Origin of the sequence: Streptomyces sp. VRA16 Mangrove soil, assembly GCF_017377775.1 — a bacterium.
Taxonomy (GTDB): Bacteria; Actinomycetota; Actinomycetes; order Streptomycetales; family Streptomycetaceae; genus Streptomyces.
Map to the genome: position 1 here is coordinate 1 of NZ_JAFVLN010000002.1, position 25,528 is coordinate 25,528.

17 protein-coding genes are annotated in these 25,528 nt (G+C 71.6%); 9 read left to right on the forward strand and 8 right to left on the reverse strand.

What is annotated here, in order from left to right; genetic code table 11:
- Window positions 1-222 precede the first annotated feature (222 nt).
- Entirely contained in the window at window positions 223-3,597 is a 3,375-nt protein-coding gene (locus J3486_RS06020) for a hypothetical protein (protein WP_207818989.1), read from the reverse strand.
- Window positions 3,598-3,825: 228 nt separating this feature from the next.
- Between J3486_RS06020 and J3486_RS06025 the strand changes: the two genes are divergently transcribed.
- A complete protein-coding gene (locus J3486_RS06025) occupies window positions 3,826-4,464 on the forward strand; it encodes a YceI family protein (RefSeq protein ID WP_207818990.1) in 639 nt (212 codons plus the stop codon).
- A gap of 46 nt (window positions 4,465-4,510) precedes the next feature.
- The gene (locus J3486_RS06030; RefSeq protein WP_207818991.1) at window positions 4,511-6,982 is read left to right on the forward strand and encodes a hypothetical protein; all 2,472 of its coding nucleotides are present in this window, start codon (window positions 4,511-4,513) and stop codon (window positions 6,980-6,982) included.
- 28 nt (window positions 6,983-7,010) lie between these two features.
- Here J3486_RS06030 and J3486_RS06035 read toward each other — a convergent pair whose 3' ends face one another.
- Together J3486_RS06035 and J3486_RS06040 are read right to left on the reverse strand one after the other, a co-directional pair.
- Complete coding sequence (locus J3486_RS06035) at window positions 7,011-7,253, reverse strand: WhiB family transcriptional regulator (RefSeq protein WP_207818992.1); 243 nt, start codon at window positions 7,251-7,253, stop codon at window positions 7,011-7,013.
- Window positions 7,254-7,335: 82 nt separating this feature from the next.
- Window positions 7,336-8,127 carry a VOC family protein gene (locus J3486_RS06040; protein ID WP_207818993.1) on the reverse strand — a complete coding sequence of 264 codons (792 nt, stop codon included), beginning with the start codon at window positions 8,125-8,127 and terminating at the stop codon, window positions 7,336-7,338.
- Window positions 8,128-8,383: 256 nt separating this feature from the next.
- Between J3486_RS06040 and J3486_RS06045 the strand changes: the two genes are divergently transcribed.
- A complete protein-coding gene (locus tag J3486_RS06045; protein WP_207818994.1) occupies window positions 8,384-9,604 on the forward strand; it encodes a glycoside hydrolase family 64 protein in 1,221 nt (406 codons plus the stop codon).
- Window positions 9,605-9,613: 9 nt separating this feature from the next.
- Here the strand turns inward: J3486_RS06045 and J3486_RS06050 are convergent, their stop codons facing one another.
- On the reverse strand, window positions 9,614-11,254 hold the full coding sequence (locus J3486_RS06050; RefSeq protein WP_229377661.1) for a GMC family oxidoreductase: 1,641 nt from the start codon (window positions 11,252-11,254) through the stop codon (window positions 9,614-9,616).
- A gap of 76 nt (window positions 11,255-11,330) precedes the next feature.
- Between J3486_RS06050 and J3486_RS06055 the strand changes: the two genes are divergently transcribed.
- A complete protein-coding gene (locus J3486_RS06055; RefSeq protein WP_207818995.1) occupies window positions 11,331-12,221 on the forward strand; it encodes a hypothetical protein in 891 nt (296 codons plus the stop codon).
- Here the strand turns inward: J3486_RS06055 and J3486_RS06060 are convergent.
- Entirely contained in the window at window positions 12,202-13,638 is a 1,437-nt protein-coding gene (locus J3486_RS06060; RefSeq protein ID WP_207818996.1) for a cytosine permease, read from the reverse strand. The genes J3486_RS06055 and J3486_RS06060 overlap by 20 nt on opposite strands.
- Before the next feature lie 195 nt (window positions 13,639-13,833).
- Between J3486_RS06060 and J3486_RS06065 the strand changes: the two genes are divergently transcribed.
- Window positions 13,834-14,364, forward strand: a complete 531-nt coding sequence (locus J3486_RS06065; protein ID WP_374194693.1) for a TetR/AcrR family transcriptional regulator — start codon at window positions 13,834-13,836, stop codon at window positions 14,362-14,364.
- A 218-nt stretch (window positions 14,365-14,582) separates the two neighbouring features.
- Window positions 14,583-16,208: an amidohydrolase gene (locus J3486_RS06070; protein ID WP_207818998.1), complete on the forward strand. Its 1,626-nt coding sequence runs from the start codon at window positions 14,583-14,585 to the stop codon at window positions 16,206-16,208.
- Window positions 16,209-16,211: 3 nt separating this feature from the next.
- On the opposite strand, the gene J3486_RS06075 is transcribed toward J3486_RS06070, so the two are convergent.
- Window positions 16,212-17,159: a multicopper oxidase domain-containing protein gene (locus J3486_RS06075; RefSeq protein WP_207819687.1), complete on the reverse strand. Its 948-nt coding sequence runs from the start codon at window positions 17,157-17,159 to the stop codon at window positions 16,212-16,214.
- 218 nt (window positions 17,160-17,377) lie between these two features.
- On the opposite strand from J3486_RS06075, the gene J3486_RS06080 reads away from it, so the two are divergent.
- Both J3486_RS06080 and J3486_RS06085 read left to right on the forward strand, forming a co-directional pair.
- Window positions 17,378-19,888 carry a ThuA domain-containing protein gene (locus J3486_RS06080; protein WP_374194694.1) on the forward strand — a complete coding sequence of 837 codons (2,511 nt, stop codon included), beginning with the start codon at window positions 17,378-17,380 and terminating at the stop codon, window positions 19,886-19,888.
- Window positions 19,889-19,891: 3 nt separating this feature from the next.
- A complete protein-coding gene (locus J3486_RS06085) occupies window positions 19,892-22,105 on the forward strand; it encodes an OmpL47-type beta-barrel domain-containing protein (RefSeq protein ID WP_207818999.1) in 2,214 nt (737 codons plus the stop codon).
- Window positions 22,106-22,149: 44 nt separating this feature from the next.
- On the opposite strand, the gene J3486_RS06090 is transcribed toward J3486_RS06085, so the two are convergent.
- Complete coding sequence (locus J3486_RS06090; protein ID WP_207819000.1) at window positions 22,150-22,497, reverse strand: YbaY family lipoprotein; 348 nt, start codon at window positions 22,495-22,497, stop codon at window positions 22,150-22,152.
- A 103-nt stretch (window positions 22,498-22,600) separates the two neighbouring features.
- On the opposite strand from J3486_RS06090, the gene legP reads away from it, so the two are divergent.
- Window positions 22,601-24,466: a Dot/Icm T4SS effector Zinc-dependent metalloprotease LegP gene (gene legP / locus J3486_RS06095; RefSeq protein ID WP_207819001.1), complete on the forward strand. Its 1,866-nt coding sequence runs from the start codon at window positions 22,601-22,603 to the stop codon at window positions 24,464-24,466.
- Window positions 24,467-24,495: 29 nt separating this feature from the next.
- Here the strand turns inward: legP and ligD are convergent, their stop codons facing one another.
- Complete coding sequence (gene ligD / locus J3486_RS06100; RefSeq protein WP_207819002.1) at window positions 24,496-25,527, reverse strand: non-homologous end-joining DNA ligase; 1,032 nt, start codon at window positions 25,525-25,527, stop codon at window positions 24,496-24,498.
- Between the last annotated feature and the right edge of the window lies 1 nt (window position 25,528).

Here is a 25,528-nt window from a genome sequence, read left to right on the forward strand (position 1 = left end):
GCCGACCCGGCCCCGGACGCCCGCCCGGCTCCAAGAACCGGCACCCCACAACCCGCTACGACGTCGGCAAGACCCTGAAACGCCCCGCCACCCTCACCGAACGTGACCAGCGATGTTAAGGAACAAGCTCAGAGCCTGTGACCGAACCCCCGTCGTCCGCCCGAAGTGCGGACGCCGCCGCGCAGACGGGTCAGACGGGTCAGACGGGTCAGACACAGGCTCTCAGGGGGCGGTGGTGAGCTCCGCCGCCGCGTCCCGCACGTCCGCGCACGGGTGCGACCGCAGCGCCCGCAGCTCGGCGCGCCACGGTTCCGGCCAGTCGACGCGCGCGCCGCCGGCCGCGACGAGCGCCCAGGCGAACAGCCCCTCCGTCGCGGACCCCGCGGCGGCCAGCTCGCGCGCCGCGGGCAGCAGCACCTCACCCCGTACCCGGCCCCCGCGCAGCCGCCCGCGCAGCTCCTGCGCCGTGCGCGCGGCCAGCGCCGGGCGGCCGTCGTGCAGCCGGGCCAGGTCCCGGAGTCCGTCGGTGAGGGCCGCGAAGTCGAGGGCGGCGAGCCCGACCTGCGCGGCCCGGGGGACGAACGCGTCGTCCTCGGCAAGGACGCGGCCCAGTTCGCGGGCGAGCGGCCGCAGCGCCGGGGTCTTCCGCGCCTCCTCGGCGAGGATTCCGGCGACGTACTCGATCCGCCGGTGCGCGGGCCGGTCCTGCTCCTCGCCCGCGTCGGGCGCGGGCCCGTGCGCCATGAGGGTGCGGACGGCGCCGGTCAGCGTGGCGGCGGCGGCCGCCGTCTGTCCGGCGACGGAGACGAGGGCCTTGCCCGCGGCGCCCCACACCTTGGGCGCCCGCCGCTCCACGTCCGTCAGCAGCCGGGCCAGGGTCTCCAGTGCCTGCGGCGCCCACGGCACCCACGAGGCCAGGGCAGTCAGGGCGGTGTCGGCGAGTTCCGCGTTGTCGGCGGGGGCCGTGTCGGCGACCGACGCGATCAGGGCCGCGTACCGCGCCCGCAGGGGCGGGGCCACGTCGTACACGGACAGCCGCAGCGCGGCCTGCCGCAGCACCGCCTCGCTGTCCTCGCCCACCGCGTCCGTGAGGATCTCCCACGCGGCGTCCTCGCCCAGCAGTTGGTACGCGGCGAAGGCCACGATCGCGGCGCGTACGTCGCGGTGGGCGCCCTCGCCCGCGTAGCCGCGGGCCAGCAGGGGCGCGGCCTGCGCGGCGGGCAGCCGCAGCGCGATCAGGCGTGCGGCCTCCTTGCGGCTGGTGACCTTCTTGCCGGGGCCGGTGAGCAGCTCGTCGAGGAGCGGGGCGAGCCGGGACGGGCGGGCGTGCCGGGACGCCTGGGTGACGGCGTACACGGCGACGCGGGCCCGGTCGTCCCCCGCGTGCGAGAGCAGCAGGGGGAGGTCGTCGGGGGTGCGGCCGAGTGCGGCCAGGGCGGCCTCGACGAGGGTGACGTCCGCGTCCGGGTCCGCCGCGGTGCGCCGGGCCAGGCCGGCGCCGCCCTCGGGGACGTGCACCGCACGTCGGACCGCTTCGGCGCGGCGCCACAGGTCGAGGCCCGTATCGTCGGCGATGCCCTTCAACTGGGCCAGGTACGCCCGCTGTTGGCGGGGCGGCCAGCGCCGTGTGTCGGATCCTGCGGCGCGCAGCGCCCAGGCGCTGTTCTTCATCAGGAACCGCCCGTAGGGCGGGCGTCCGGTGAGGAAACGGTCGAGCAGATCGGTGCGCCGCCGCGTCACCACCTCGGCCACGCCCCAGAGTTCGACGGCCGACGGCTCCTGGTCGAGGAGGCGGGCCACCCGCTCGTCACGGGTCGCGCGCGGTTCCAGCCAGAGCGGCACGGCCTCCCGCACCGTGGAGTCGCTGCCGTGCGCGACGGCGCGGCCCAGGCGCTCCTGGAGTCCGGCCATGTGCGCGGCGCGGCGGCCCACGGCGCCGGTGAGGGTGAGCAGCAGGCGGAAGTCGTTCTTCTTCTCCTCGGCCTCGATGCGCGGCAACAGGGCCTCGTACACGGCGTGTTCCTGGCCGCGGCGCAGAGTGTGGTCGAGGCGGCCGAGGCGCACGGCGCCGGTGTGGCCGTGGACGGCGACGACCGTGTCGAGGGCCCAGTCGACGAGCGCCTGCTCGCCGTCGGCCGCGTGGTGGCCGAGGATGCCGACGGCGAGGGCGGTGAGCGCCCCGCGGGTGCCGTACGAGCAGTCGCGGGCCTGGAGCGCGTCGGTGGCGAGCCGGCCGAGGTGGGCCAGGGCGTCGGAACGCCACAGCGCGGGCCGGACGTCGTCGGCGAGCGCCTGGAGGGCGGCGGAGCGCACCGGGTCCTGCTCGTTGCGCAGCCGGGCCGCCAACTCCACCGCTGTCGCGGTCACTTGGGCGGGGTCCGCGGATCGGGCCGCGTTGCGCACGTACAGCGGCCAGGCCACCGCTCGGTGGGCGGCGACGGGTCTGCGGGTCGCGGCGTCGAGGGCCTCGCGCGCCTCGGCGGGCGGCAGGTAGGACTCGGCGAGCAGCACGGTGTCCCAGGAGTCGCCGCGCTCGCGGGCCGTCCGCGCCGCGCGCCGGGCGACCTCGGCGACGTAGAACCGGGGCAGGGCGTCGAGCACGCCGGTGTCGAGGTCGCGGTGGGCGGCGCCGCGCCCGGCGAGGGCCGTTTCGTGGACGGCGGGCCGGCCGGCGGGGGCCTGGGCACGCAGGAGCGCGGCGAGGTCTTCGGGGTGGCCGGCGGCGACGGGGAGGTACGCGTCGAGTTCGGGGGCGCCGCTGCGGACGACGGCGCGCAGCACGGCCGGCGTGAGGGTGCCGCGTCCGTGCAGCCGGTCGCGCCAACGGCCGGTCATCATCCGCAGGACGCGCCCGGGCGCGGCGGTCGTCAGGGTGCCGAGTGCGGTGCGCAGCGACCACGGGAAGTGGCGGGGCGGGTGGGCCTCCAGCAGGTCGAGGACGCGCTGCGGGGCGGTCGCGGCGAGGGCCGCGAGGATGTGTCCGTACTGCTGCCACCAGCCGTCCCGCGCGTTCTCCGGCACCTCGGCGAGGTGGGCCCGCGCGCAGTCGAGCACGATGTCCGGGTGGCGTGCCACGAGCCCGTTCCAGCCGCGTACGGCGTGGAAGACGTCCGGCAGGACGCGGGCGACGGTCGCGGCGGAACAGCCGGGCAGCAGCCGGGCGCCCTCCGTGTCGCCCCACTCGGCGCGGAGTGCGTCGACGAGCCGGTCGGCGAGGGCGGTGCGCCGCTGCTCGACGATCGCGCGCAGGAGTGGGCGGCGCACGGCCTCGGGCGCGTCGTCGAGGGCGGCCTCGAAGGCGGCGTCGGGCACGTCGAGCCCCTTGGCGGCGCGCAGCACGTGCCCGCGCACGAACGGGTCGGGGTCGGCGAGGTGCTCCGCGACCCACTCCGTCGCGCCGCCCGCGCACGCGAGCAGCGTGCAGACGCCGCGCTCGTAGGGGCCCTGGGCGTCCAACTCGGCGATGACGGCCGCGAGTTCTCCGCGCCCTGCGAGCTCGCGGGCACTGCGGGCGGTCTCGCGCTGCCGTCGCGGGTGCGGCAGCGGGTCGAGACGGTCGAGGAGACGGGTGGCGGCGCTCTTGCGCAGGGCGGACATGTCAGGAGTGTGCCGGTCGCGGCCGCGCCTGGCCCACCGAATATCGACCCCGGAGCGGTGACGTTCCGTGACGGCGAGCCACCCGGCCGTGCATTCACATTGATGTCGATCCTGTGCAGCTTTCCCGCCGACCCCGCAGAACCGGGACGAGACCGCCCAACTCACCGTCGAGGCTCCGTCGGCACCGTGATAACACGGAGTGACCAATCCGAAGGAGGCTTCGCCCGCATGGGTATCTTCAGCCGTCGCCAGCAGACCGCGACCCTCGACCGCCCGTCGGCCGACGTCCCGGCCGTCGAGGCCGCGCTCGACCCTGCGCTGCGTGCGCTGTCCGGGCAGTGGACGATCGACCGTCCGCACAGCCGCATCGGGTTCTCCGTGCGGCACGCGATGGTCACCACGGTGCGGGGGGCGTTCGCCGACTACGACAGCACGCTGTACTTCGACGGGGCCGTGCCGTCGCGGTCGCGCGCCGAGATCACCATCCGGGTCGCCAGTGTCGACACGGGGGTGGAACAGCGGGACGCGCACATCGCGGGCCGGGACTTCTTCGACGCGGCGCACCACCCGGAGATGGTGTTCCGCTCCACGTCCACCGTTCATCAGGGCGGCGAGACGTTCCGGATGACCGGCGATCTGACGATCCGCGGCGTGACGCGTCCGGTGGAGCTCCAACTCGACTACCTGGGTTCGGTGATGGACCCCTTCGGCTTCGAGCGGGCCGGCTTCGACGGCACCACCACGATCGACCGCACCCAGTGGGGTCTGGTCTACAACCAGCGCCTGGAGGCGGGCGGCACGATGGTGAGCGAGAAGGTCCGCCTCCAGTTCGACATCTCCGCCATCAGGGCCACGCCGGAGAGCTAGGCACACCCTCGCCGCGGTGCCACGGTGCGCCTAGGAGGTGGACTCCATGGCGCAGACGCACGAGTGGATGTTCTACGAGGTCATGTGGCGCAACTGGGCCGCCAGGGCCCAGGTCCCCTACCCCGTGCCGTGGTGGGCGCAGCAGGCCTTCCGGCGCTGGAGCGACGACTTCGACGCGGGGACGTACGACTCCAAGGAGGCGGCGTTCGCCTCGAACGCGCTGTACCGGTACTGGGGCATGGTCGGGGTGAAGGACCACCGGCAGGAGTCACTGATCGGGCAGGCCGGGGAGATCGAGCCGGTCTACGACAAGTACTGCCTGTCGTTCTTCCTGTTCGACCCGGCGACGGGCGCGCTGCACCTGCCGCAGCTCACCGACGGCGGCACGGTGGAGCAGCGCATGGAGGCGCCGCATCTGCCGGTGGTCCTGACGACGTTCCGCACGGCGGAGGACGTCGAGTTCGTGCAGCGGACCTTCGCGACGCCGATCGGGGCACGGCAGCGGGACGCGGTGATCACCCGGGTCACCGTGGGCTCACCGAAGGGTCAGCTCCGCGAGGGACTGCTGTGCGCGGCGGTGCTGGCGGCCGGCCCGAGCGGCTTCCAGCGCCACGACCGCAACGGCCGGGAGATCACCGACCGGCGTCTGACCTATCTGCGCTATCTGCAGGGCGAGCAGCGGGTCGAGACGAACAGCGGCTGGGGGCCCGTCTTCGACACGGCGCCCGACCAGTTCGGGGTGTACGGCAACACCGAGTTCAGCCAGGACCCGGAGACGTACGTCCATCACAGCCCGTTCCGCGATCTGGTGATGGGCGGCAAGCTGAACGGTTCGGCGCAGGCGCAGGACCAGGTGGCCGGGATGTGCAGCGCCGTGTTCACCTGGCCGTTCCGGGTCAGCGAGGACGAGACGGTGGAGATCGACGTGCGGCTGCCCGTCGATCTGTACAGCGGCGCCGACGACCTGGCCGAGCTGCGGGCGACGTCGGCCGACGAGCTGGAGGACGCCAACCGGGCGTTCTGGACCGAGAAGCTGCTGCACCAGGGGGTGCAGCCGCAACTGCCGCGCCCGGTGGCGCACTTGACCGACATGTTCCGGCAGGCCCGCTCCCAGCTGCTGATCCTCTCCGACCTCGGTGAGATCCACCCGGGGCCGACGGTCTACGACTCCTTCTGGATCCGGGACTCGTCGGTGGAGGCGACGGCGTGTTCGCTCGTCGGTGACTCCGCGCTCGCCGAGCACCAGTTGGGCACGCACTATCCGCTGCGGTTCAACCGGGGTGGTGGCCGGATCGGGCCGTGTGCCGAGTACGGGTTCTACGGCGGGTCGCACGAGAAGGACGACCAGGAGTGGGACAGCAACGGGCAGGCGCTGTGGGCGCTCGGCCGCTTCGACCGCACGCGCGGTCCGGCCGCCGCGTTCGGCGCGAAGATGTACCAGCCGTACGTCGTGGACGGGGCCCGCTGGCTGCGGGACAACCGGGACGGGTACGGGCTGCTGCACAGCGGCTGGAGCGCCGAGCACCTCGGTGAGCGCGACAAGCCGCACTACTGGGACGACCTGTGGGGCCTCGCCGGGCTCTACGAGGCGGCGCGGCTCGCGGAACGGCTGGGTGCGCCCGAAGCGGGCGAACTCTGGTCCGCCTTCGACGACTTGAAGGCCGCGACCGCCGCGTCGGTGCGCTGGGTCCTGGACGAGCAGCGGCTCCGCGGGGCCTGGGAGACGTACATCCCGACCGGGCCCGGCGACGTCGGCCGACTCGACTCGACGATGATCGGCGCGGCCGCCTACTTCCATCCGCTCCGTCTGCACATGGGCAGCAAGCTCGGTGACGACGTGGACCGGGCGGCGCGCTGCACGCTCGACACGATGTACGCGCACTTCGTGACGGGCGGTTTCCGGCACGAGGCGGCCTGGAACGCCTACGGCCCGTATCTGACGATGCAGCTGGCGCACGCGTATCTGCTCGCGGGGAACGTGGAGCGCTGCGACGCGCTGCTCGGCTGGGCCGTCGGGGCCGCGGTCCCGCACACCCAGGGCCGGCCGGTGGCGCTCGGCGCGTGGAACGAGCAGCACAACTTCCCGATCGCCTCCGACTTCCAGGAGGTCCCGGACCATCACTGGTACATGGGTGACATCCCGCACGGCTGGGCCGCCGCCGAGTACCTGCTGCTGATCCGCGACATCCTGTTCTTCGAGGCCGACGAGGACCACGATCCGCATCTGTACATCGCGCCGGGGGTGCGCCCGCACTGGGTGCCAAACGCCGAGCCGGTGGCGGTGGAGGCCGCGCCGACCCTGTTCGGCCAGCCTTTCGGGTACCGGCTCACGCATGACGCCGGGGCGCGGACGGTGACGGTACGGATCGCGTCGGCGCCCGACGGCGTCCGCTACGTCTACCCGTGCCGGTTCGGCGCCGTGCGGTCCGTGGTCGCGGACGGCCGGGAGCTGGACGTCACCGGTGACGACGTCCGGGTGCCCGCCGGGACCCGGGAGTTCACCGTCGGCTACGCCTGAGCCGTCCGGACCCCTCCGGGATCCGTGGTCAACTGCGCCTGAGCGCGTGCCGCTCCTTCTCGGAGAGGCCGCCCCAGACGCCGAAGCGCTCGTCGTGGGTGAGGGCGTACTCCAGGCAGGCCGGGCGGATCTCGCACAGGTGGCAGATCTGCTTGGCCTCCCGGACGGAGCTGCCCGGCTCGGGGAAGAAGAAGTCGCCGCCCGTCTGGGCGCACAGGGCCTGGTCCTGCCAGGTGGGGCCGGCAGGAGTGAGGGTCGTATTCGCGTGCATGGCCCTCACCCTGCCGACCGGCGAAAAACGTTCGATCAACGCACGATCAATGACCGTTCAACGAATCCTTCGCGCTCCGCCGTCACTGCTGATTCGGGTCGCCCCTCAGCACCGCGAACGTCGCCCCGTACGGGTCCGCCAGCTTGGCGATCCGGCCGACCCCGGGGATGTCGACGGGCGCCGCGCGCACGGTGCCGCCGGACTCCTGGGTCCTGTCCGCCGTCGCGTCCACGTCCGGGACGTGGATGTACGGCGTCCAGTGGGCGCCCGCTCGCGCCTCCACCGGGTCGGCGGCCAGCGGGACGATGCCGCCGAACATCGCGTTCTCGTCCGTGCCCGCCGGGTTCACCGTCGTGTACGTGCCGCCGGGGAACTCCACGTCGAAGGTGCCCCAGCCGAAGACCGTGCCGTAGAAACCCTTGGCCGCGGCCGGATCGGGGACGTACAGCTCCACCCAGTTCAGCCCGCCGTCCTCGGTGACGTGCTCCAGGCCCTGGTGCACCCCGGGCTGCCACAGGCCGAACGCCGCGCCCGCCGGGTCCGCGAGGATCGCCATGCGGCCGAGGTCGCCGACGTCCATCGGCTGGAAGAGGACGGCGCCGCCGGCCTGCTCGACCGCCTTCGCCGTGGCGTCGGCGTCGGCCGTCTTGAAATAGACGCTCCAGGCCGGGCCGCCCTGCTCGGGGGTGACGGTCATGGCGCCGGCCACCGCCTTGCCGTCGAGATGGAAGGTGCCGTACCCGCCGTACTCGGGTCCCGCCGACCGGAACTGCCAGCCGAAGAGTCCGTCGTAGAACGAGATCGCTCCGTCCAGGTCCGGCGTGCCGAGGTCCAGCCACACCGGCGCGCCGTTCACGAAGTCCGTGGTGATCATGGTCGTGCCCTCCTCGTCGAGGGTTCTTCCGTGTTCTTGCTCCGGACTGCCGAGTCTTCCACCGCCCACTGACAATCGCCGTCCACGACGCCCTGACCAGGCAAGGTACGGACCAATACATCCGCTCCACCTCGTCTTCAACTATTGAAGACAAACAATCTCCCGGAGCGCTCCCGGTCATAAGTCTTGACGCTCCAGGTCACTCTCGCCACAGTGGGGCACCCCCACACACCCCCACACCTCAGGAGTGTCGATCGTGATATCGCGCAGACTGTTCCTCGCCGGTGCCTCGGCCACGGTCGCGACGGCCGCCGCGTCCCTGACCGTCCCCGCCTGGACCGCGGGCGCCGCCCCGGCCACCTGTGAACTGGCCCTGGAGAACAAGTCGTTGAGCGGCGCGGTGAACGCGTACGTCACCGGGCACGAACAAGCCACCGGCAACTGGGTGCTGTTGAAGGCCGACGGCAGCGTCTACCGCCCCGAGTCGCCGAGCGCCCCGCAGACCCCGCTGCCCGTCGACTGCGCCATCCCGCTCGGCGCGGCGGGCTCGGCCCCGAAGGTGGTGACGCTGCCTCAGATGTACGGTGCCCGCGTCTACTTCGTGCGCGACGACACCCTCGACTTCTACCTCAACCCGGGCCCCTCCCTGGTCGAGCCGGCCTTCGCCACCGCCGCCGACCCGAACTACGGCAAGACCTGGTCGTTCTGCGAATTCACCTTCAATTCCGACCAGTTGTACGCGAACATCAGCTACGTCGATCTGGTCACGGCCCTCCCGATCGGGCTGACCCTGGAGGGCGACGCCACCCACACCGTCGCCCCGCTGCCGGACGGCGCCGTCGACCGGATCGCCGCGGATCTCGTGGCGCAGGCCGCCAAGGACGGGCAGCCCTGGGACAAGCTCGTCATCAAGGGCGGTGACGGAAAGGTGCTGCGCGCGATCTCCCCGCAGAACCTGATGGCGCCGTACTTCGGGCAGCCCGACCAGATGCCGTTCCGCGACTACTTCGACGCGTACGCGACCCAGGTCTGGGAGAAGTACCGCTCCACCGACCTCACCATCGACCTCCAGGGCGGGCGGGGCACCTTCACCGGCCGGGTCAGCGGCGACACGCTCACCTTCACCGGCGGCCACACCTTCACGAAGCCGACCGCGAAGGACGTCTTCACCTGCAACTACGGCCCATTCGCCAACAACCCGTCGGACTCCGACGACAAGAAGGGCCTGCTGGCCAGGATCGCCGCCGGGTTCAACCGCAGCATCATGCTCACCCACCCGGCCCAGCCGAACGGGGCGACGTCCGCGGACTACTACCAGGACGCCACCACGAACCACTGGTCGCGCATCGTGCACGCCAACGCGCCGATCGGCTACGCCTTCCCGTACGACGACGTGAAGCCGGACGGCCAGCCGGACGTGTCCGGCGCGGCGAACGACGGGAATCCGCGCCGGTTCACGGTGAGTGTCGGCTCCTGACCGTTCCTGTCAGGCGGCGGGCCCGGCGTCCTCGCGGATGAGTTCCACCGCCTTCTCCGCGAGGGCGACCGTCGGCGCGTGCGTGTGACCGCGGGTGATGTGCGGCATGACGGAGGCGTCGACGACGCGCAGGGCCCGAACGCCGCGCACGCGCAGCCTCGGGTCGGTGACCGAGGCCTCGTCCGCACCCATCCGGCAGGTGCCGACCGGGTGGTAGAGGGTCTCGGCGCCGGCCCGGATCGCGCGGGCGAGCTCCTCGTCGTCGACGACGCCGGGGTAGCCGGCCATCGGGGAGGTGTGCAGCGGGCTCAGGGCCGGGTCGGCGAGGAGTTCCTCGGCGCGCCGCACGCCCGCGATCAGGGCGCGCAGGTCCTCGTCGGCGGCGAGGTACCCGGGGTCGATGGCCGGCCCGCCGTCCGTCGGGGTGATCCGGCCTTCGCTGCGCGGCTGGAGCAGGACGACCCCGATGGTGATCCCGTGCTCGGTCGGCGGGGTGAGCCCGTGGTTCACGAACGGCACCGGCGCGAAGATCAACTCGATGTCGGGGGAGGTGAGTTCGGGCCGTGAGGTGACGAACGCGACGGCCTCGCCGACGTTCGAGGTGAGCGGTCCGCGGCCGCCGAGCAGGAAGCGGGCGATGTTCGCGGGTGTGTCGGCGCCGGTCAGCGAGATCGGGCGCGGGCAGCGGACGGTGACCGCGTAGGAAAGGTGGTCCTGAAGGTGGCGGCCGACGCCCGGCGAGGCGACGAGCGGCTCGATGCCGGCGGCGGCGAGCGCCTCCGGGTCGCCGATGCCCGCCTGCTGGAGCAGGTGCGGGGAGCCGATCGCGCCGGCGCTGAGGATGACCTCGCGGGTGGCGCGCAGGATGCCGGCGGGGATGCCGTCGGCGGCGACCCCGGCGGCCCGGGTGCCGTCGAAGTCCAGCCGGGTGACGCGGGCGTCGGTGTAGATGTCGAGGTTGGGGCGGCGGGCGGCGGGCTTGAGGTAGCCGTCGGCGGCGCTCCAGCGGCGGCCCCGGTACTGGTTGACCGGGGTCATCGCGAACCCGGAGTGGTCCGGCTGGTTCAACTCCCCCAGGTCCCGCAGCCCTTGGGCCCGGCAGGCGTCGAGGAACGCGGCCGTGGCGGTGCTCGGGGCGCGCTGCGGGGAGATGTGCAGCGGGCCGAGCGTGCCGTAGACGGACCGTGCGGGCCGCTCGCCGCCCCACCGCTCGGCACGCTCGAAGTACCGCACGAACCCGTCGTACGCCCACTCCTCCCCCGCCGCCTCGCCCCACGCGTCGTAGTCGTCGCGGTGCCCGCGCACCCACATCATGGCGTTCAGGGAGGACGAGCCGCCGAGCGTGTGGCCACGCGGCCAGTACAACTCCCGGTTGTCCAGGGCGGGTTGCTTGGCGGTGCTGAAGTCCCAGTCGTACGGCGTCTTGAAGAGCTTCGGGAACGCGGCCGGTATCCGGATCTCCGTCTTGCGGTCGCGCGGCCCCGACTCCACCAGCGCGACCCTGACGGAAGGGTCCTCGCTCAGCCTTCCGGCGAGCACGCACCCGGCGGACCCGGCCCCGACGATGACGTAGTCGTACGTACGGTCCTTGCTCAACTCGGCTCCCTCGACGACCCATTGACGCGTTCGCATGCCGCGTGCAGCTGTCATCGATGGTCTACACCCCGGCGGGGGCGGGCGTACATAACCGGTTGTGCGGGGTGTGTGTCCACCGGATGATCTCCGGATGACCGCATCCCTGCTGCCGTACGCCCGACTGCCGCGCCGCCATCACGGGCGCGTTGTCGCCGGTTCGACCGTCGACGCGTTCGGGCGCGCCCACTGGCTGCTCGCCGGCCGCCGGCCCGATCCGGCGGGGTCCCGCGATCCGTACGACGCCTTGGCCGTCACGGTCGAGCCCGACGGGTCGTCGTACGAGACGACGCTGAGCGGGGTGCGGGCCCGCTTCCCGCACTTCGACGCGCTGCCCGGTGGCGGGTTCGTGGTGGCGGCGGGGCGCAGCCGCCCCGACGAGCGATGCGTGCAGGTCTTCGACGCGGCCGGACGGTGCAGGCACATGTTCCGCGGGGGCGACGGCATCGAGCACCTCCTCGTCGACGAGTCCGGCGCGCTCTGGATCGGTTACTTCGACGAAGGGGTGTACGGGGACGACGAGTTGAGTCATGCGGGGCTGCGCCGGTTCAGCCGGTCCGGCGAGCCGCTGTGGGCGTACTCCCCGGTGGCGGGGACCGACCACATCTCCGACTGTTACGCGCTGAACGTCACGGGGACCGAGGCGTGGTCCTGTGCCTACACGGACTTCCAGCTGGTCAGGAACCGTCCGGGGCGCCCGTCGCTGCCGTACGGGAATCCGGTCAAGGCGGCCCGCGCGCTGGCCGTGGACGGGAACCGCGTCGCGTACTTCGGCGGATACGGGGAGGACCACGACCGTCTCGTCGACTGCCGTCTCGTCGGCCTGGAGGCGCGGCCCGTCACGACCGGGCGGCTCACGCGCCCCGACGGCGGCCGTCTCAAGGCCGTTCGGTCCAGGACGGTCAGCCGCGGCTCCCGCGTCTACCGGCAGGAGAAGCCGTGGACGGAGTGGACCGTCTTCGATCTCACCGCGCAGCACCCCTGAGCGGGCGGCGCATCGTGACGAGGTAGCACAGCCACGCCACGACCATCCCCACCGGCAGCGCCAGATCCACCCCGTCGAGGGCGGCGGCGATCGGCCCGGTGTAGAGGGTGTTCACGCACAGGGCCGCCGAGCCGACACCGGCCGCCAGTGAGCAGGCCCCCGCCCAGTTGACACCGCCGCGGTACCAGAACGGGCTGTTCGGCGTCTCGTCGGAGAGCGCCACGCCGTCGTAGCGGTTGCGGCGCAGCACGATGTCGGTGGCGTACACGGCGACACTCGGGCCGAGCAGGACGACGGTCAGTTGCAGGACGTTGTTGACCGTGTCGAGGAAGTTGGAGATCAGCAGGCCGTACAGGGTGAGGGCCACCGCGACCGTGCCGTCGAAGAGCACGCTGACCTGACGGCGGATGGTGAGGCCCACGGCCTGCAGGGCGAGTCCCGCGCTGTAGGCGGTCAGCGCGTTGAGGGCGATGGTGCTCAGGACGAGGGAGAGCAGGAAGACGGGGCCGAACCAGCCGGGCAGCAGCGCCTCCAGGGCCGCCTGCGGGTCGGTCATGTCGACGGCGGTGGCGGCGACGATGCCGATGAGACAGGTGAGCAGGCCGGAGACGAATCCGCCGAGCGCGGTCCAGCCGATGACCGCCCGGTTCGGGGTGGTGCGCGGCAGGTAGCGGGAGAAGTCGGCGCTGGTGGTGTACGAGAGCGGGCCCGAGGCGATCATGGTGACGCCCGCGAGGGCCACGGCCCAGAAGTCGACGCCGGTCAGCGGGTCCCGGGGCGTGTACCCGAAGTCCGCGTGCCGGACGACGACGACCGCGACGACCGCGAACACGGCGGCCAGCACCAGCGTGATCGGCCCGTACAGCTTCACGATCAGGGCGTGCCCGTAGACGCTGATCGTGAGGGTGAGCGCCGCGATGACGACGATCACGACGACCTTGACCGGGGTGCTCGCCGTGACGCCGGCCTTCTCGACGAGGGCGAAGGCGGCGACGGCCGCGGCGGAGAGATTGAGCGCGAAGTAGCAGACGGAGATCAGCCAGCCGGTGACCGCGTTGTTGAAGCGGTTGCCGATGACGCCGAAGAGCGCGCGGGTGACCACCTCGCTGGGAGCGCCCGCGGCCGGGCCCGGTATCGCGAGCAGGCCGGTGAAGACGGAGAACAGGCTGCCGATGACGAGGACCGCTGTCGCCTGCCACAGGCTCAGGCCCATCAGGATCAGTGAGCCGCCGACCACCAGGTTCAGGTAGTTGACGCCGGTCGCCGCCCACACGGCGAACAACTCCCTGGGCCTGCCGCGCCGGTCGGCGTCGGGTATGACGTCGATGCCGTGGGCCTCGATCCGGGTCGCCGACGCCGCCGCGGCCGCCGGGGCGTTCGCGGTGTCGGGGATCGGATCGGGAAGCGTGGACGCCATGAAGCCCTCCGAGAGTGCCGTGCGGCCGGTGACCTGTCCGCCCGCTTGCTTATTGGTCGCACACTCAATAACGTAACGGGCATGCCGTCAAGCGTTGAGAGCAAGCGAATCCGAAAATCTCCGGCCGCCAGACGTGCGGAAATCGTTGCTTCGGCCGCAAGGATTGCGCTTTCCGAAGGTCTGGAGTGCGTCACGTTGCGGCGGATCGGCGAGGAGCTCGGCGTCCGGCCGGGGTTGATCAGCCACTACTTCCCCGCGGTGGACGACCTGGTCGCCGAGGCGTTCGGGAGCGCCGCGACGGCCGAGATCGAGGCCCTCATCCCGGCGGAGCGTCCGGACGGCACCCCGACCGACCACCTCGCCCGGTTCCTCGCCCGCACCATCGGCCATCCCGCGTGGGACGACATCAGCCGGCTGTGGATCAACGCCCGCCATCTGAGCCGCTACCGGCCGGGCCTGCGCGAGCGCGTCGGCCGGCAGGAGGACGCCTGGCGCGCCCGGCTGTCCGGGCTGCTCACGGACGGCGTCGAGCGCGGCGAGTTCCGTACGGCGGATCCGCAGGTGGTGGCGCTCCAGATCCTGGTCGTCCTGGACGGCCTGGGCGCGGACGGCGCGATCGACCCCGGCGAGCTGCCGCCGGCCGTGGCGCGGATGGCGGTCACCACGGCGGAGCGCGAACTGGGCCTGGAGCCGGGAGCGTTGAGCGCTCTGCCCGAGCACGGGTAAGAGCGGGCACCCGCGCACCGCGCACCCGCCGATCCACCGGTCAGCCGGCCCACCGATCCACCAGTCAGCCGGTCAGCCGGTCAGCCGGCCCACCGAACAGCCGATCCGCAGGCCCACCGAGCAGCCGATCCGCAGGCCCACCGAGCAGCCGATCCGCCGGTCCGCCCGCAGAAAGAGATCTCTACGCCCGCGAGGCACACCCGCACCACAGGAGTCCCATGCACCCCCAGCTCGCCCTCGTCAACGCCCGCCTCCTCGACCCCGCGACCGGAGGCCCCCTCCGCCACACCGCCCTCGCCGTCACCACCGACGGACTGATCGGCGCCCTCGGCGACGACCGGGACATCCGCGCTCTCGCCGGGCCGACGACCACCACGATCGACCTCAAGGGCGCCACCGTCACCCCGGGCCTGGTCGACGGCCACCTCCACCCCGTCAGCGGCGCCGAGCTCACCCACGGCCTCGACCTCTCCGGCTGCGCCGACCTGGACGACGTACGGGCGGCGCTCGCCCGGCACAAGAAGACCCTGGCGCCCGGGGCGTGGCTGCAGGCGTGGGGTCTGGACCCGAACGTGTTCGGGGAGCGGCCCGTCGAGGCCGCCGCCCTCGCGCCCGTCCTCGACGACGTGCCCGCGCTGCTGCTGCTCTTCGACGCCCACTCGATGCTGGCGAGCCCGCGCGCCCTGGAGCTCGCCGGGGTCGACGGGCCGCACACCTTCGACCAGGCGGCCGAGGTGGTCTGCGACCCGCAGGGCCGGCCCACCGGGCTGCTTCTGGAGGACGCCGCCTGCGCACTCGTCGAGCGGGTCGCGCCGCAGCCCACCCGCGCGGAGCGCCGGGACCGGCTGGCGGCGGCGCTGCGCGCGATGGCCGCGGCGGGTCTGACCGGCGGGCACGCCATGGACGCGAACGGCGACAGCCTCGACCTGTACCGGGAGCTCGACGAGGCCGGTGAGCTGGCGGTGCGGCTGCGGGTGGCACCGTGGTGCCAGCCCGGCGCCGACGCCGACGCGGTGCGCGAACTCATCGAACTCCAGGGCACGGGCGGGCAGTTGTGGCACGTCGCCGGGGTCAAGCTGTTCATGGACGGCACCATCGACAACGGCACCGCCTGGCTGGAGCGGCCCGACTGCCACGGGGAGTCCACGCACGCGTTCTGGCCGGACCCGGACACGTACACCCACGTCATCGGCGAGCTGCACCGCGCCGGGGTGGCGACGGCCACGCACGCCATCGGGGACGCGGCCGTGCGGCACGCCCTCGACGCGGTGGCGAAGGCGCGGGCCGGGGCGCCCGGCGACGTACGGCACCGGATCGAGCACATCGAGACCGTCCCGGACGACACGGTGAGCCGCTTCGCCGAGCTGGGCGTCGTCGCCTCCATGCAGCCCACCCACTGCTGCGACTTCACCCGCGCCGACCACACCGACAACTGGTCCCGGCGGCTCGGCGAGGAGCGCGCCGGGCGGGCCTGGCGCTGCCGCGATCTGTGGGACGCCGGGGCGCAGGTGGTGCTCGGCTCCGACTGGCCGATCGCCCCCTACCCGCCGCTCGGCGTCATGGCGGGCGCCCGCCACCGCCGCCCGAGCCGCGATCTGACGCTGCCGCCGCACGGGCCCGAGCAGGCGCTGACCGGGCTCGAAGCGCTGCGCGCGATGACGGTGAACGCGGCGTACGCGGCCGGGGAGGAGCGGGTCGCCGGGTTCATCGGGGTCGGCGCCCGCGCCGATCTGACCGTCCTCGGCGGCGACCCGGCCGCCGCCGACGCGCTCGAACTCCCCGACCTGGACGTGCGGTTGACGGTGCTCGGTGGGCGGATCACGCACCGGGCCGCCGACCTGTAGCGGCTACATGTGGTGCGGGTCGTCGTACGCGGGGATCGACCCGTCCGCCTTCTTCACCAGGAACAGCCCCGCCATCCCCATGTCCGAGTGGCTCTGGACGTGGCAGTGGTACATCCACGCCCCGGCGCCCACCCCCTCGCCCGCGATGATCTGGAACCCGAACGAGTCGGCCGGGCCGCAGATCTTGTTGTCGAGGACCTGGGTGGGGTCGTCGGGGCCGGTGAGCATGCCGGTGCGGTTGTCCGCCCAGCGGTGCCCGTGGATGTGGAACGTGTGGTAGTACTCGCCGTGCGTGATCATGACGATCTCGACCCGGTCGCCCACCGTCGCCTCGAAGGTGGGGGCCTCGTGGGCCGCCTTGTTGTTGATCGTCATGTCGTTGAAGACGATGGTGAAGGTCTTGCCCGGGTCGGGCAGGATGTCGCCCTTGCGGCGCACGATCACCGGTCCGTACAGGCCCTTTCTGATGCCGCCGGTGCCGTGGTCCGTCCCCACCACGTGGTCGTGGTAGTGCCAGTAGCCGGCCGTGCCCGCGCGCCAGGTGCCGTCCTTGCGGCGGCCCGGCGCGTGGGTGCGCCAGGTGTAGGTGCGGGTGCCGCCCGGCTCGACATGGCTGCGGTTCATACGCGTGCCGTCGCTGGAGACCTCGTAGTCCATGCCGTGGACGTGCAGGCTCGCGTCGACGTCGGTGAGGTTCTCGAACTCGATGTGGAGCGTGTCGCCCTCGTTGAGCTCGATCAGCGGGCCGGGGACCGACGCCTTGCCCTTCTCGAAGCCGTAGCCGAGCTGTCCGTCCGCCAGCTTCTCCGCGTACATCTTGATCCGTCTCACCTCGCCGCCCGCGGGCGCGGTGCGCGGCGGGGTGTCGGCACTGGCCGCCGGAGAGGCGGCGGCCCCGATGGACAACGATGTCACCCCCGCCGTGGCCGCCACCGCACCGCCGATGAGCATGCGGCGACTGAGCGCCTGCCCGTCCTTCTCCGTCACGGCCAACTCCCCACCCTCGTAAGGACATTCCGGAACCAGGGAGCACGGTAGCCACGTGATCTTCGTTTATCCACACTCAGGACAAAGTTCGTGTCATTGCGGTCATACCTATTGGCGCGCCACGAAAAGAGGTCTAGCTTTCTCCGCGCTGTTGCTGTGTCCGACGAGGGGTGGGTGAACACATGCGGCACTTACCGCATCAAAAGCCGTTGCCCGTACGAGAGTTCAGAGCGAGCAGACGCAGACGCGCCCGGATCGCGGCCGGCGGCCTGGCGGTCGGCGCGCTCGCGGCCGGGCTGCTGAGCGGGCCGAGCGCGAGCGCGCAGCCGGATCCGAGTGCGCCGCTGACAACGATGTCCGTCAAGTCCCCGCCGGGCGGGGCGAATGTGCGGGTGCTGGTCTTCTACGGTTCGGCCGCGGGCGAGGAGTCGCCCGTGGTGAACGCCGGCATCGAGGCCATCGAGAAGATCGGGCAGTCGGGGCCCGCCGCGCAGCGGTTCACGATCACGGCCACCGACGACGCGTCCGTGTTCACCAACGCCACGAAGATGGGCCGGTTCAACTCGGTCGTGTTCCTGACCGGGGGCGGCGACGTCCTCGATCCGGACCAGGAGGCGGGCCTGGAGGCCTACATGGAGGCCGGCGGCGGATTCGTCGGCATCCACGACGCGGCGCGCGCGGAGCCGTACTCGGACTGGTTCACCGGTCTGGTCGGCGCCCGTCCCGCCGCCTCCTCGCCGACCGCCGTGCAGCGCGCGACCGTCGAGGTCGGCGACCGGCAGCACCCGGCGACGAAGGATCTGCCGGTGCAGTGGAAGCGGCCCGACCAGTGGCTGAACTGGGTGAAGAACCCGTCCGGCGACGTGCACACCGTGGCGCGGGTCCGCGAGTCGACGTACAAGCCGGGCGACAGCGCCAACGGCGCGGACCACCCGGTGAGCTGGTGCCGGGACTACGACGGCGGCCGGTCCTTCTACACCGGGATGGGCGGCACCACGTCGTCCTACGACGAGGTGGACTTCCGCGACCACCTGCGCGGCGCGCTGCTGTGGACGACGCGACTCGTGCGCGCCGACTGCAAGGCGACGATCAACGGCAACTACAAGGCCGAGCGGCTGACGGCGCCCAACCAGCCGGGGCAGAGCGACCAGATCGGCGAGCCGCACGGCCTGGTGACCGCGCCCGACGGGCGGGTCCTGTACATCGGCCGCGGCGGCGCGGACTCCTCGCAGCCCGTGGTCACCGACTGGAACGACCCCGACGTCGGCAAGGGCAAGGGGCAGATCCACGTCTACGACCCGAAGACCAAGAAGGTGACGCTCGCGGGCGAGCTGACCGTCTTCGGCAACAAGGGCGGCGGAGACGAACTCATCAAGGTCGAGGAGGGGCTGCTCGGCATCGAGCTGGACCCGAAGTTCGAGCAGAACGGGTGGGTGTACCTGCACTACACACCGCACTCGCGGCTCGACCGCGACAAGCAGATGGCCGAGCGGCGCGTCTCGCGCTTCACACTCGACCTGGCCACGAACAAGCTGGATCTGAGCAGCGAGAAGGTGCTGCTCAAGTGGCCGGTGCAGGTGCACAGTTGCTGCCACGCGGGTGGCGGGATGGCCTGGGACTCCCAGGGGAACCTGTACATCGCGACCGGTGACAACAACTCCTCCGGGTTCAGCGACGGGTACTCGGGCAACAACCCGCAGCCGAACTACAAGGGCGTCTCGTTCGCCGACGCGCGCCGCACCGCCGGCAACACGAACAACCTCAACGGCAAGATCCTGCGCATCCACCCGGAGGCCGACGGCACGTACACCCTGCCGGAGGGGAACCTCTTCACCGGCAAGGAGACGGCCGAGGGCGGCGGCAAGACACGCGGCGAGATCTATGTGATGGGCGTCCGCAACCCGGCGCGCATCTCGGTCGACAAGAAGACCGACACGCTGTACGCGGGCTGGGTCGGTCCGGACGCCGGTGAGCCGTCGACGACGTGGGGCCCGGCGAAGTACGACACGTTCGCCGTCATCACCAAGGCGTCCAACCGGGGCTGGCCGTACTGCATGGGCAACAAGCAGCCCTACCGCGACCGCAATCTGCCGGACCCGACGAAGCCGCTCGGCTGGTACGACTGCGACCACCCCAAGAACGAGTCGCCGAACAACGACGGTCTCGTCAACCTGCCGCCGGTCACCGGGAACAACATCTGGTACTCGCCGCAGGGCGGGGCGCCGGACTATCCGCGCGACGCCAACGGCATCCCCTCGTACAAGAAGGAGGAGGCCACGTACCTGCTGCCGTGGCTCAAGGGCGGCGGCCAGGCGGCGATGGACGGTCCTGTCTACCGCTACGACGCGTCGGTCACCGACGCGGGACAGTGGCCGAGCTACTGGGACGGCAAGTGGTTCGTGGGTGACTTCTACGACTCCACGCAGCCGCGCAACGCGGTGATCACCGACCCGGCGACGCACGGCGAGGGATCGATCCCGATCCACTCCGAGTCGCTGAAGAAGATCATCCCGACCGGGAACGACGGCATCAAGAACCTCATGGACTGGAAGTTCGGTCCGGACGGCGCGCTGTACGTCCTCGACTACGGGCGCGGCTTCTTCACCTCCGACTCCAAGTCGGCTCTGTGGAAGGTGACTTACACCGGCGGCGGGCCGACTCCGGCGGCCGACCAGCTGGCCAGGAAGGGCTGATCCATGCGATCAAGACACTTGCGCGGACACAGACATCTCGTCGCTCTGCTCGCCTCGCTCCTGCTGCTCCTCGGGCTCGGCGGCACCCAGGCCGCCTACAGCCAGCCGACGCCGTCGGGCGCCTCGGCCGAGCAGGTACTGACGTGGACGGCCGGTGACGACATCACGAAGTACGGGTCGGCGCCCGCCACGGCCGTCGCGGGCAAGGCGACGATCGTCTTCGAGAACAGCACGGCGACCGGCAACACCATGGGCATGCCGCACACGTTGACGTTCGACGTGTCGGACCCCGAGTACAACAACGACATCCCGCTGAACATCCTGGCCAACCCGAACGACGACCAGGGCGGCAAGCACGCGGTGGAGGTCACCCTCTCCCCCGGCCGGTACCGCTACCACTGCACGATCCCCGGGCACACGTCGATGCAGGGCATCCTCGTGGTGACCGAGGCCGGCGGCGGTGACGACACGAGCGCCCCGGAGACCTCGGCGAAGGCCGAGGGGCAGACCAATGCCGACGGCGCGTTCGTCGGTTCGGCCTCGGTGACGGTGAGCGCCACCGACGACGGTTCCGGTGTGGACCGCATCGAGTACGCCCTGGACGGCGGCGCGTACACCCCGTACACGGCTCCGGTGGTCGTCGACCAGGTCGGCGCGCACAAGCTGACGTACCGGGCGACGGACAAGGCGGGCAACACCGCCGCGGAGAAGTCCCTCGACTTCACGGTGGTGGCACCGCCGACGGACGACACGACGCCGCCGGAGACCTCGGCGACGGTGACCGGCGAGAAGAACGCCGACGGCGCGTACGTGGGCATGGCGACGGTCACGGTGAGCGCGTCCGACACCGGTTCCGGCGTCAACTCCATCGAGTACGCGGTCGGTGCGGACGGTGCCTGGCAGCCGTACACCGCTCCGGTCATGGTCCACGACCCGGGCACGTACACGGTGCGCTACCGGGCCGCGGACAAGGCCGGCAACCGGGCCGCCGAGAAGTCCGTCGACTTCACGGTCGTGGCGACGCCGCCCGAGGACACGATGCCGCCCGTGGTGGCGCTGAGCGTCGCGGGCGACAAGAACTCCGACGGCGCCTACATCAACAACGCGAAGCTCACCCTGACGGCGACGGACGACCGGTCCGGCGTCGACAAGATCGAGTACTCGCTGGACGGCGGCCCGTACCTCGCCTACACCGCGCCGGTCGTGGTCGACCGGGTGGGCGCGCACTCGGTCGCGTACCGGGCGAGCGACAAGGCGGGCAACACGGCCGCGGCGCAGACGTTCGTCTTCGCGGTCGCGTCGGGCGGCGGGGTCCCCGCCCCCAACTGCCCCGAGTTCGACGAGCGGTTGACGGTGTTCGTCGGGACGGTCGACACGGGCATCCCGAACCGGGTGACCAACAACCGGTGCAGGATCAACGAGTTGATCGAGGACGAGAAGGAGTGGACGTCCCAGGCGCTCTTCCTCAAGCACGTCAAGAAGGTCACGGACGCGCTCCTCAAGGAGGGCGTCATCGACCAGCGCGAGTACAACAGGATCAACCGGGCGGCGAAGCAGTCCGGGATCGGCAAGCCAGGACAGACCGAGGGCTACAAGAAGATCCTCGACGGCTCGCCCGAGCAGTTCGCCCAGTGGGAGCAGGTCGGCGGCGGGAAGTTCGACCTGAACGACGACGGCTCGATCACCAGCCGTACGGACGTCTCGGGCATGGGCATGCTCTGGTTCCCGGTCCGCAAGTACGGCGACTTCTCGCTCAAGCTCCAGTGGCGGGACGACGCCCCGGGCACGGGCAACGCCAACGGCGGTGTGTTCGTGCGCTTCCCGTGGGTCCACGACAACCCCGAGGAGCCGAACCCGGAGTGGGTCGCCATCAAGTACGGGCACGAGGTGCAGGTGCTCGACCGTCCTGACGGCGACATGTACAAGACCGGTTCGATCTACGGCTTCGACCGGGTCGGCCTCGCGGGCGCGGGCGTCACCCAGAAGGGCACGTGGAACGACTACGAGGTCAAGGTGGTGGACCAGCACTACTCGATCTACCGCAACGGTGTGCTGATCAACGAGTTCGACAACACCGCGGGCCAGGTCTTCGAGCCGCCGCGCTCGGACGACCCGGGCACGGACGGCCGACGCTACGCCTCCGGCTACATCGGGCTCCAGGTGCACAGCACCACGGATGTGATCTCGTACCGGGACATCCGCGTCAAGGACCTCTAGGGTTCCGCGGGCAGGGGAGTTAGGCCCGTCGGCCGGACCGCGGTTCAGCCGACGGGCCAGACCTCCACCGCCAGTTTCTCCTTCCCGGCACCCTCGTGCGTGAGCACGGGGGTGCTTTGTACGGACACGAAGTCCTCCGGCGCGATCAGCCCCGAGCCGTCGACGTCGGCGTGCACGCGGACCGTGTAGCGCGCCCGCGGGTCGGGCGGCGGGACCGCGAGCACGACCTGCGGCGGGGCCGCGAGGTCGACGCCCGGCTCGGTGGTGCGGGCGACGACGCGGGCGGGCGCGTCGGCGGCGGTGATCTCCTCGATCTGCACGCGCAGCGTCACCGGCCGGGACGGCGCGGTCGCGCCCGGCGCGAGACAGACAGCGATTTCTACGTTCCGCATACGCTCGCCCACCTCTTGTTGTCGGCATGTGCCCCCAGTAATTTCCGCAAAATAGCGCCCGCACGGGAACGGCGGGAAGTCCAGGGCCACGGGGAGAAGAATCATGCCTGCTTCCACCGAAAGTCACGGAAGTCAGCACGGGGAATTCCGTTCCTCACGCGAGGTACGGACGGGTCTGATCGAAGGTGTCAGTTTCCGCGTCAAGCCCGTTCAGTACGTGGAGATCGGCGGCCTCGCGATGTTCGAGGGCGACATCGTGCTGGGCACTGTGGCCGAAGTGGAGCGCCGCACCGCGGAATTGCAGGCCGACACGGAGGGAAAGCCGTTGCCGACGGCCGTCGCGATCTCCGGGCCGCAGTTCCGGTGGCCCGACGCGCTGGTGCCGTTCGAGATCGACGCGGCGCTGCCCAACCAGCAGCGCGTCACGGACGCCATCGCGCACTGGCAGTCCCGCACCCGGATGCGCTTCGTGCAGCGCACCCCCGCGAACGCCGCGCGGTTCCCCGACTTCGTGCGGTTCGTGCCGGGCGACGGCTGCTCCTCGTTCGTGGGCCGGCAGGGCGGGGCGCAGAGCGTCACGCTGGGCACCGGCTGTTCGACGGGGAACGCCATTCACGAGATCGGGCACTCGGTCGGGCTGTGGCACGAGCAGAGCCGCGAGGACCGGGACCATTTCGTCACGATCGTCTGGGCCAACATCACGCCCGGCTTCGAGCACAACTTCGACCAGCACATCACTGACGGCGACGACATCGGGGCGTACGACTACGGCTCGATCATGCATTACCCGAGGGACGCCTTCTCCAGGAACGGCCAGGACACCATCGTGCCGACCGTCCAGGGCGTCAGCATCGGCCAGCGGACCGGGCTGAGCACCGACGACATCGCCGCCGTGCACGCGCTGTACGGTCCTTCGCCGGCGTCGGGGCCCGTGGTCTCGTGGGAGTCGGAGCGGCTCGACCTGTTCGGGATCGGCACGGACTCGGCGCTGTGGCACAAGTGGTGGGACGGCAAGGCGTGGGGTCCGAGCGTGCAGAACTGGGAGTCGCTCGGCGGCATCTGCACCAGCCCGCCGACGGCGCTGGCCTGGGCGCACGACCGGCTCGACGCCTTCGTGATCGGCACCGACTCGGCGCTCTGGCACAAGTGGTGGGACGGGAGTGCGTGGGGTCCGGGCGTCAAGGACTGGGAGTCGCTCGGCGGCATCTGCACCAGCCCGCCCGAGGCCGTGTCCTGGGGGCCGCAGCGGCTCGATCTGTTCGTCATCGGGACGGATTCGGCGACGTACCACAAGTGGTGGGACGGAAAGGCGTGGGGCCCGAGCGTCAAGGGATGGGAATCGCTCGGCGGTATCTGCATGACCGAGCCGAAAGCCGTTTCGTGGGGTGCCGACCGGCTCGATCTCTTTGTGATCGGTACGGATTCCGCGCTCTACCACAAGTGGTGGGACGGGAGTTCCTGGGGACCGAGCACACTGGGCTGGGAATCGCTCGGTGGAATCTGCATGAGTGAGCCCGTCGCGGTTTCCTGGGGGCAGAACAGGCTCGATCTTTTTGTCGTCGGCACGGATTCCGCGCTCTACCACAAATGGTGGGACGGGAGTGCGTGGGGCCCGAGCGTCAAGGGGTGGGAATCGCTCGGCGGCATCTGCGAACGGACGCCCGCGGCCGTCTCGTGGGGCCCGAACCGGCTCGATCTGTTCGTGGTCGGCACCGACTCGGCGCTCTACCACAAGTGGTGGGACGGGAGTGCGTGGGGACCGGGCGTCAAGGACTGGGAGTCGCTCGGCGGCATCTGCACGAGCTCGCCGACGGCCGTCTCCTGGGAGGCCGGGCGGCTCGACGTGTTCGTGCGGGGCACGGACTCGGCGCTGTGGCACAAGTGGTGGGACGGCAAGGTCTGGGGGCCGAGCGTCAAGGGCTTCGAGTCGCTGGGCGGCATCCTGACGTCGTTCACGGACCAGGACTAGGGACCAGCCGATCCGGGGGGAAGGCCGGGTCAGTCCTCGTGTCTGGCCCGGCTCGGCTGGACCCGCTTGGGCTCGCCCGGCATCTTCGGGTACTCGGGCGGGTAGGGCAGATCGCCGAGGCCGCGGTCCTTCTCGTCGCGGTCGGCGAGTTCGAGGAGCGCGTCGAGCGAGTGGCGCTCCTTGTCCATGTCCGCGTGCACGTCGCCGAGTTCGGCGTACCGCTTGGGCATGGTGACGATGTCGAAGTCGCGGGGCAGCGCGTCGCCGAGCTCGTCCCAGGTCAGGGGTGCGGAGACCGGGGCGTGCGGGCGGGCGCGCACCGAGTAGGCCGAGGCGATGGTGCGGTCGCGGGCGGTCTGGTTGTAGTCGACGAAGATGCGCTCGCCGCGCTCCTCCTTCCACCAGGCGGTGGTGACCAGATCGGGCATCCTGCGCTCCAGTTCACGCCCGCAGGCGATCGCGGCGCGCCGTACCTCGGTGAAGGTCCACCGCGGCTCGATGGGGACGAAGACGTGCAGGCCGCGCCCGCCGGAGGTCTTGGGCCAGCCGCGCAGGCCGCCGAACTCGTGGAGCACGGCGCGCAGTTCGCGGGCGGCGTGCACGGCGTCGCCGTACTCGGTGCCGGGCTGCGGGTCGAGGTCGATGCGGAGTTCGTCGGGGTGGTCGGGGTCGGCGCGGCGCACCGCCCACGGGTGGAAGGTGAGGGTGCCGTACTGGGCGGCCCAGATCACGGCGGCGATCTCGGTGGGGCACATCTCGTCGGCGGTGCGGCCCGAGGGGAACGCGATGGTGGCGGTGGGGATCCAGTCGGGCAGGTTCTTCGGGGCGCGCTTCTGGTAGAAGGACTCGCCGGTGACACCGTCGGGGTAGCGCTCCAGGGTGGTGGGGCGGTCGCGCAGGGCTCGGACGATCCCGTCGCCGACGGCGAGGAAGTAGGTGGCCAGGTCCAGCTTCGTGTAGCCCGACGGGCTGCCGTCGGGGAAGAACACCTTGTCGGGGCTGGACAGACGCACTGTCCGTCCGCCCGCGTCCAGCTCCACTGCCGCGCCCTTGCTGCCCATG

Coding starts and splice junctions, on each gene's coding strand:
- J3486_RS06075 (WP_207819687.1), bottom strand. CDS start 17,159: ATGCTCATCGGCGGTGCGGTGGCGGCCACGGCGGGGGTGACATCGTTG.
- J3486_RS06090 (WP_207819000.1), bottom strand. CDS start 22,497: ATGCGGAACGTAGAAATCGCTGTCTGTCTCGCGCCGGGCGCGACCGCG.
- legP (WP_207819001.1), top strand. CDS start 22,601: ATGCCTGCTTCCACCGAAAGTCACGGAAGTCAGCACGGGGAATTCCGT.
- J3486_RS06085 (WP_207818999.1), top strand. CDS start 19,892: ATGCGATCAAGACACTTGCGCGGACACAGACATCTCGTCGCTCTGCTC.
- ligD (WP_207819002.1), bottom strand. CDS start 25,527: ATGGGCAGCAAGGGCGCGGCAGTGGAGCTGGACGCGGGCGGACGGACA.
- J3486_RS06080 (WP_374194694.1), top strand. CDS start 17,378: ATGCGGCACTTACCGCATCAAAAGCCGTTGCCCGTACGAGAGTTCAGA.
- J3486_RS06070 (WP_207818998.1), top strand. CDS start 14,583: ATGCACCCCCAGCTCGCCCTCGTCAACGCCCGCCTCCTCGACCCCGCG.
- J3486_RS06055 (WP_207818995.1), top strand. CDS start 11,331: ATGACCGCATCCCTGCTGCCGTACGCCCGACTGCCGCGCCGCCATCAC.
- J3486_RS06040 (WP_207818993.1), bottom strand. CDS start 8,127: ATGATCACCACGGACTTCGTGAACGGCGCGCCGGTGTGGCTGGACCTC.
- J3486_RS06060 (WP_207818996.1), bottom strand. CDS start 13,638: ATGGCGTCCACGCTTCCCGATCCGATCCCCGACACCGCGAACGCCCCG.
- J3486_RS06020 (WP_207818989.1), bottom strand. CDS start 3,597: ATGTCCGCCCTGCGCAAGAGCGCCGCCACCCGTCTCCTCGACCGTCTC.
- J3486_RS06030 (WP_207818991.1), top strand. CDS start 4,511: ATGGCGCAGACGCACGAGTGGATGTTCTACGAGGTCATGTGGCGCAAC.
- J3486_RS06050 (WP_229377661.1), bottom strand. CDS start 11,254: ATGACAGCTGCACGCGGCATGCGAACGCGTCAATGGGTCGTCGAGGGA.
- J3486_RS06035 (WP_207818992.1), bottom strand. CDS start 7,253: ATGCACGCGAATACGACCCTCACTCCTGCCGGCCCCACCTGGCAGGAC.
- J3486_RS06025 (WP_207818990.1), top strand. CDS start 3,826: ATGGGTATCTTCAGCCGTCGCCAGCAGACCGCGACCCTCGACCGCCCG.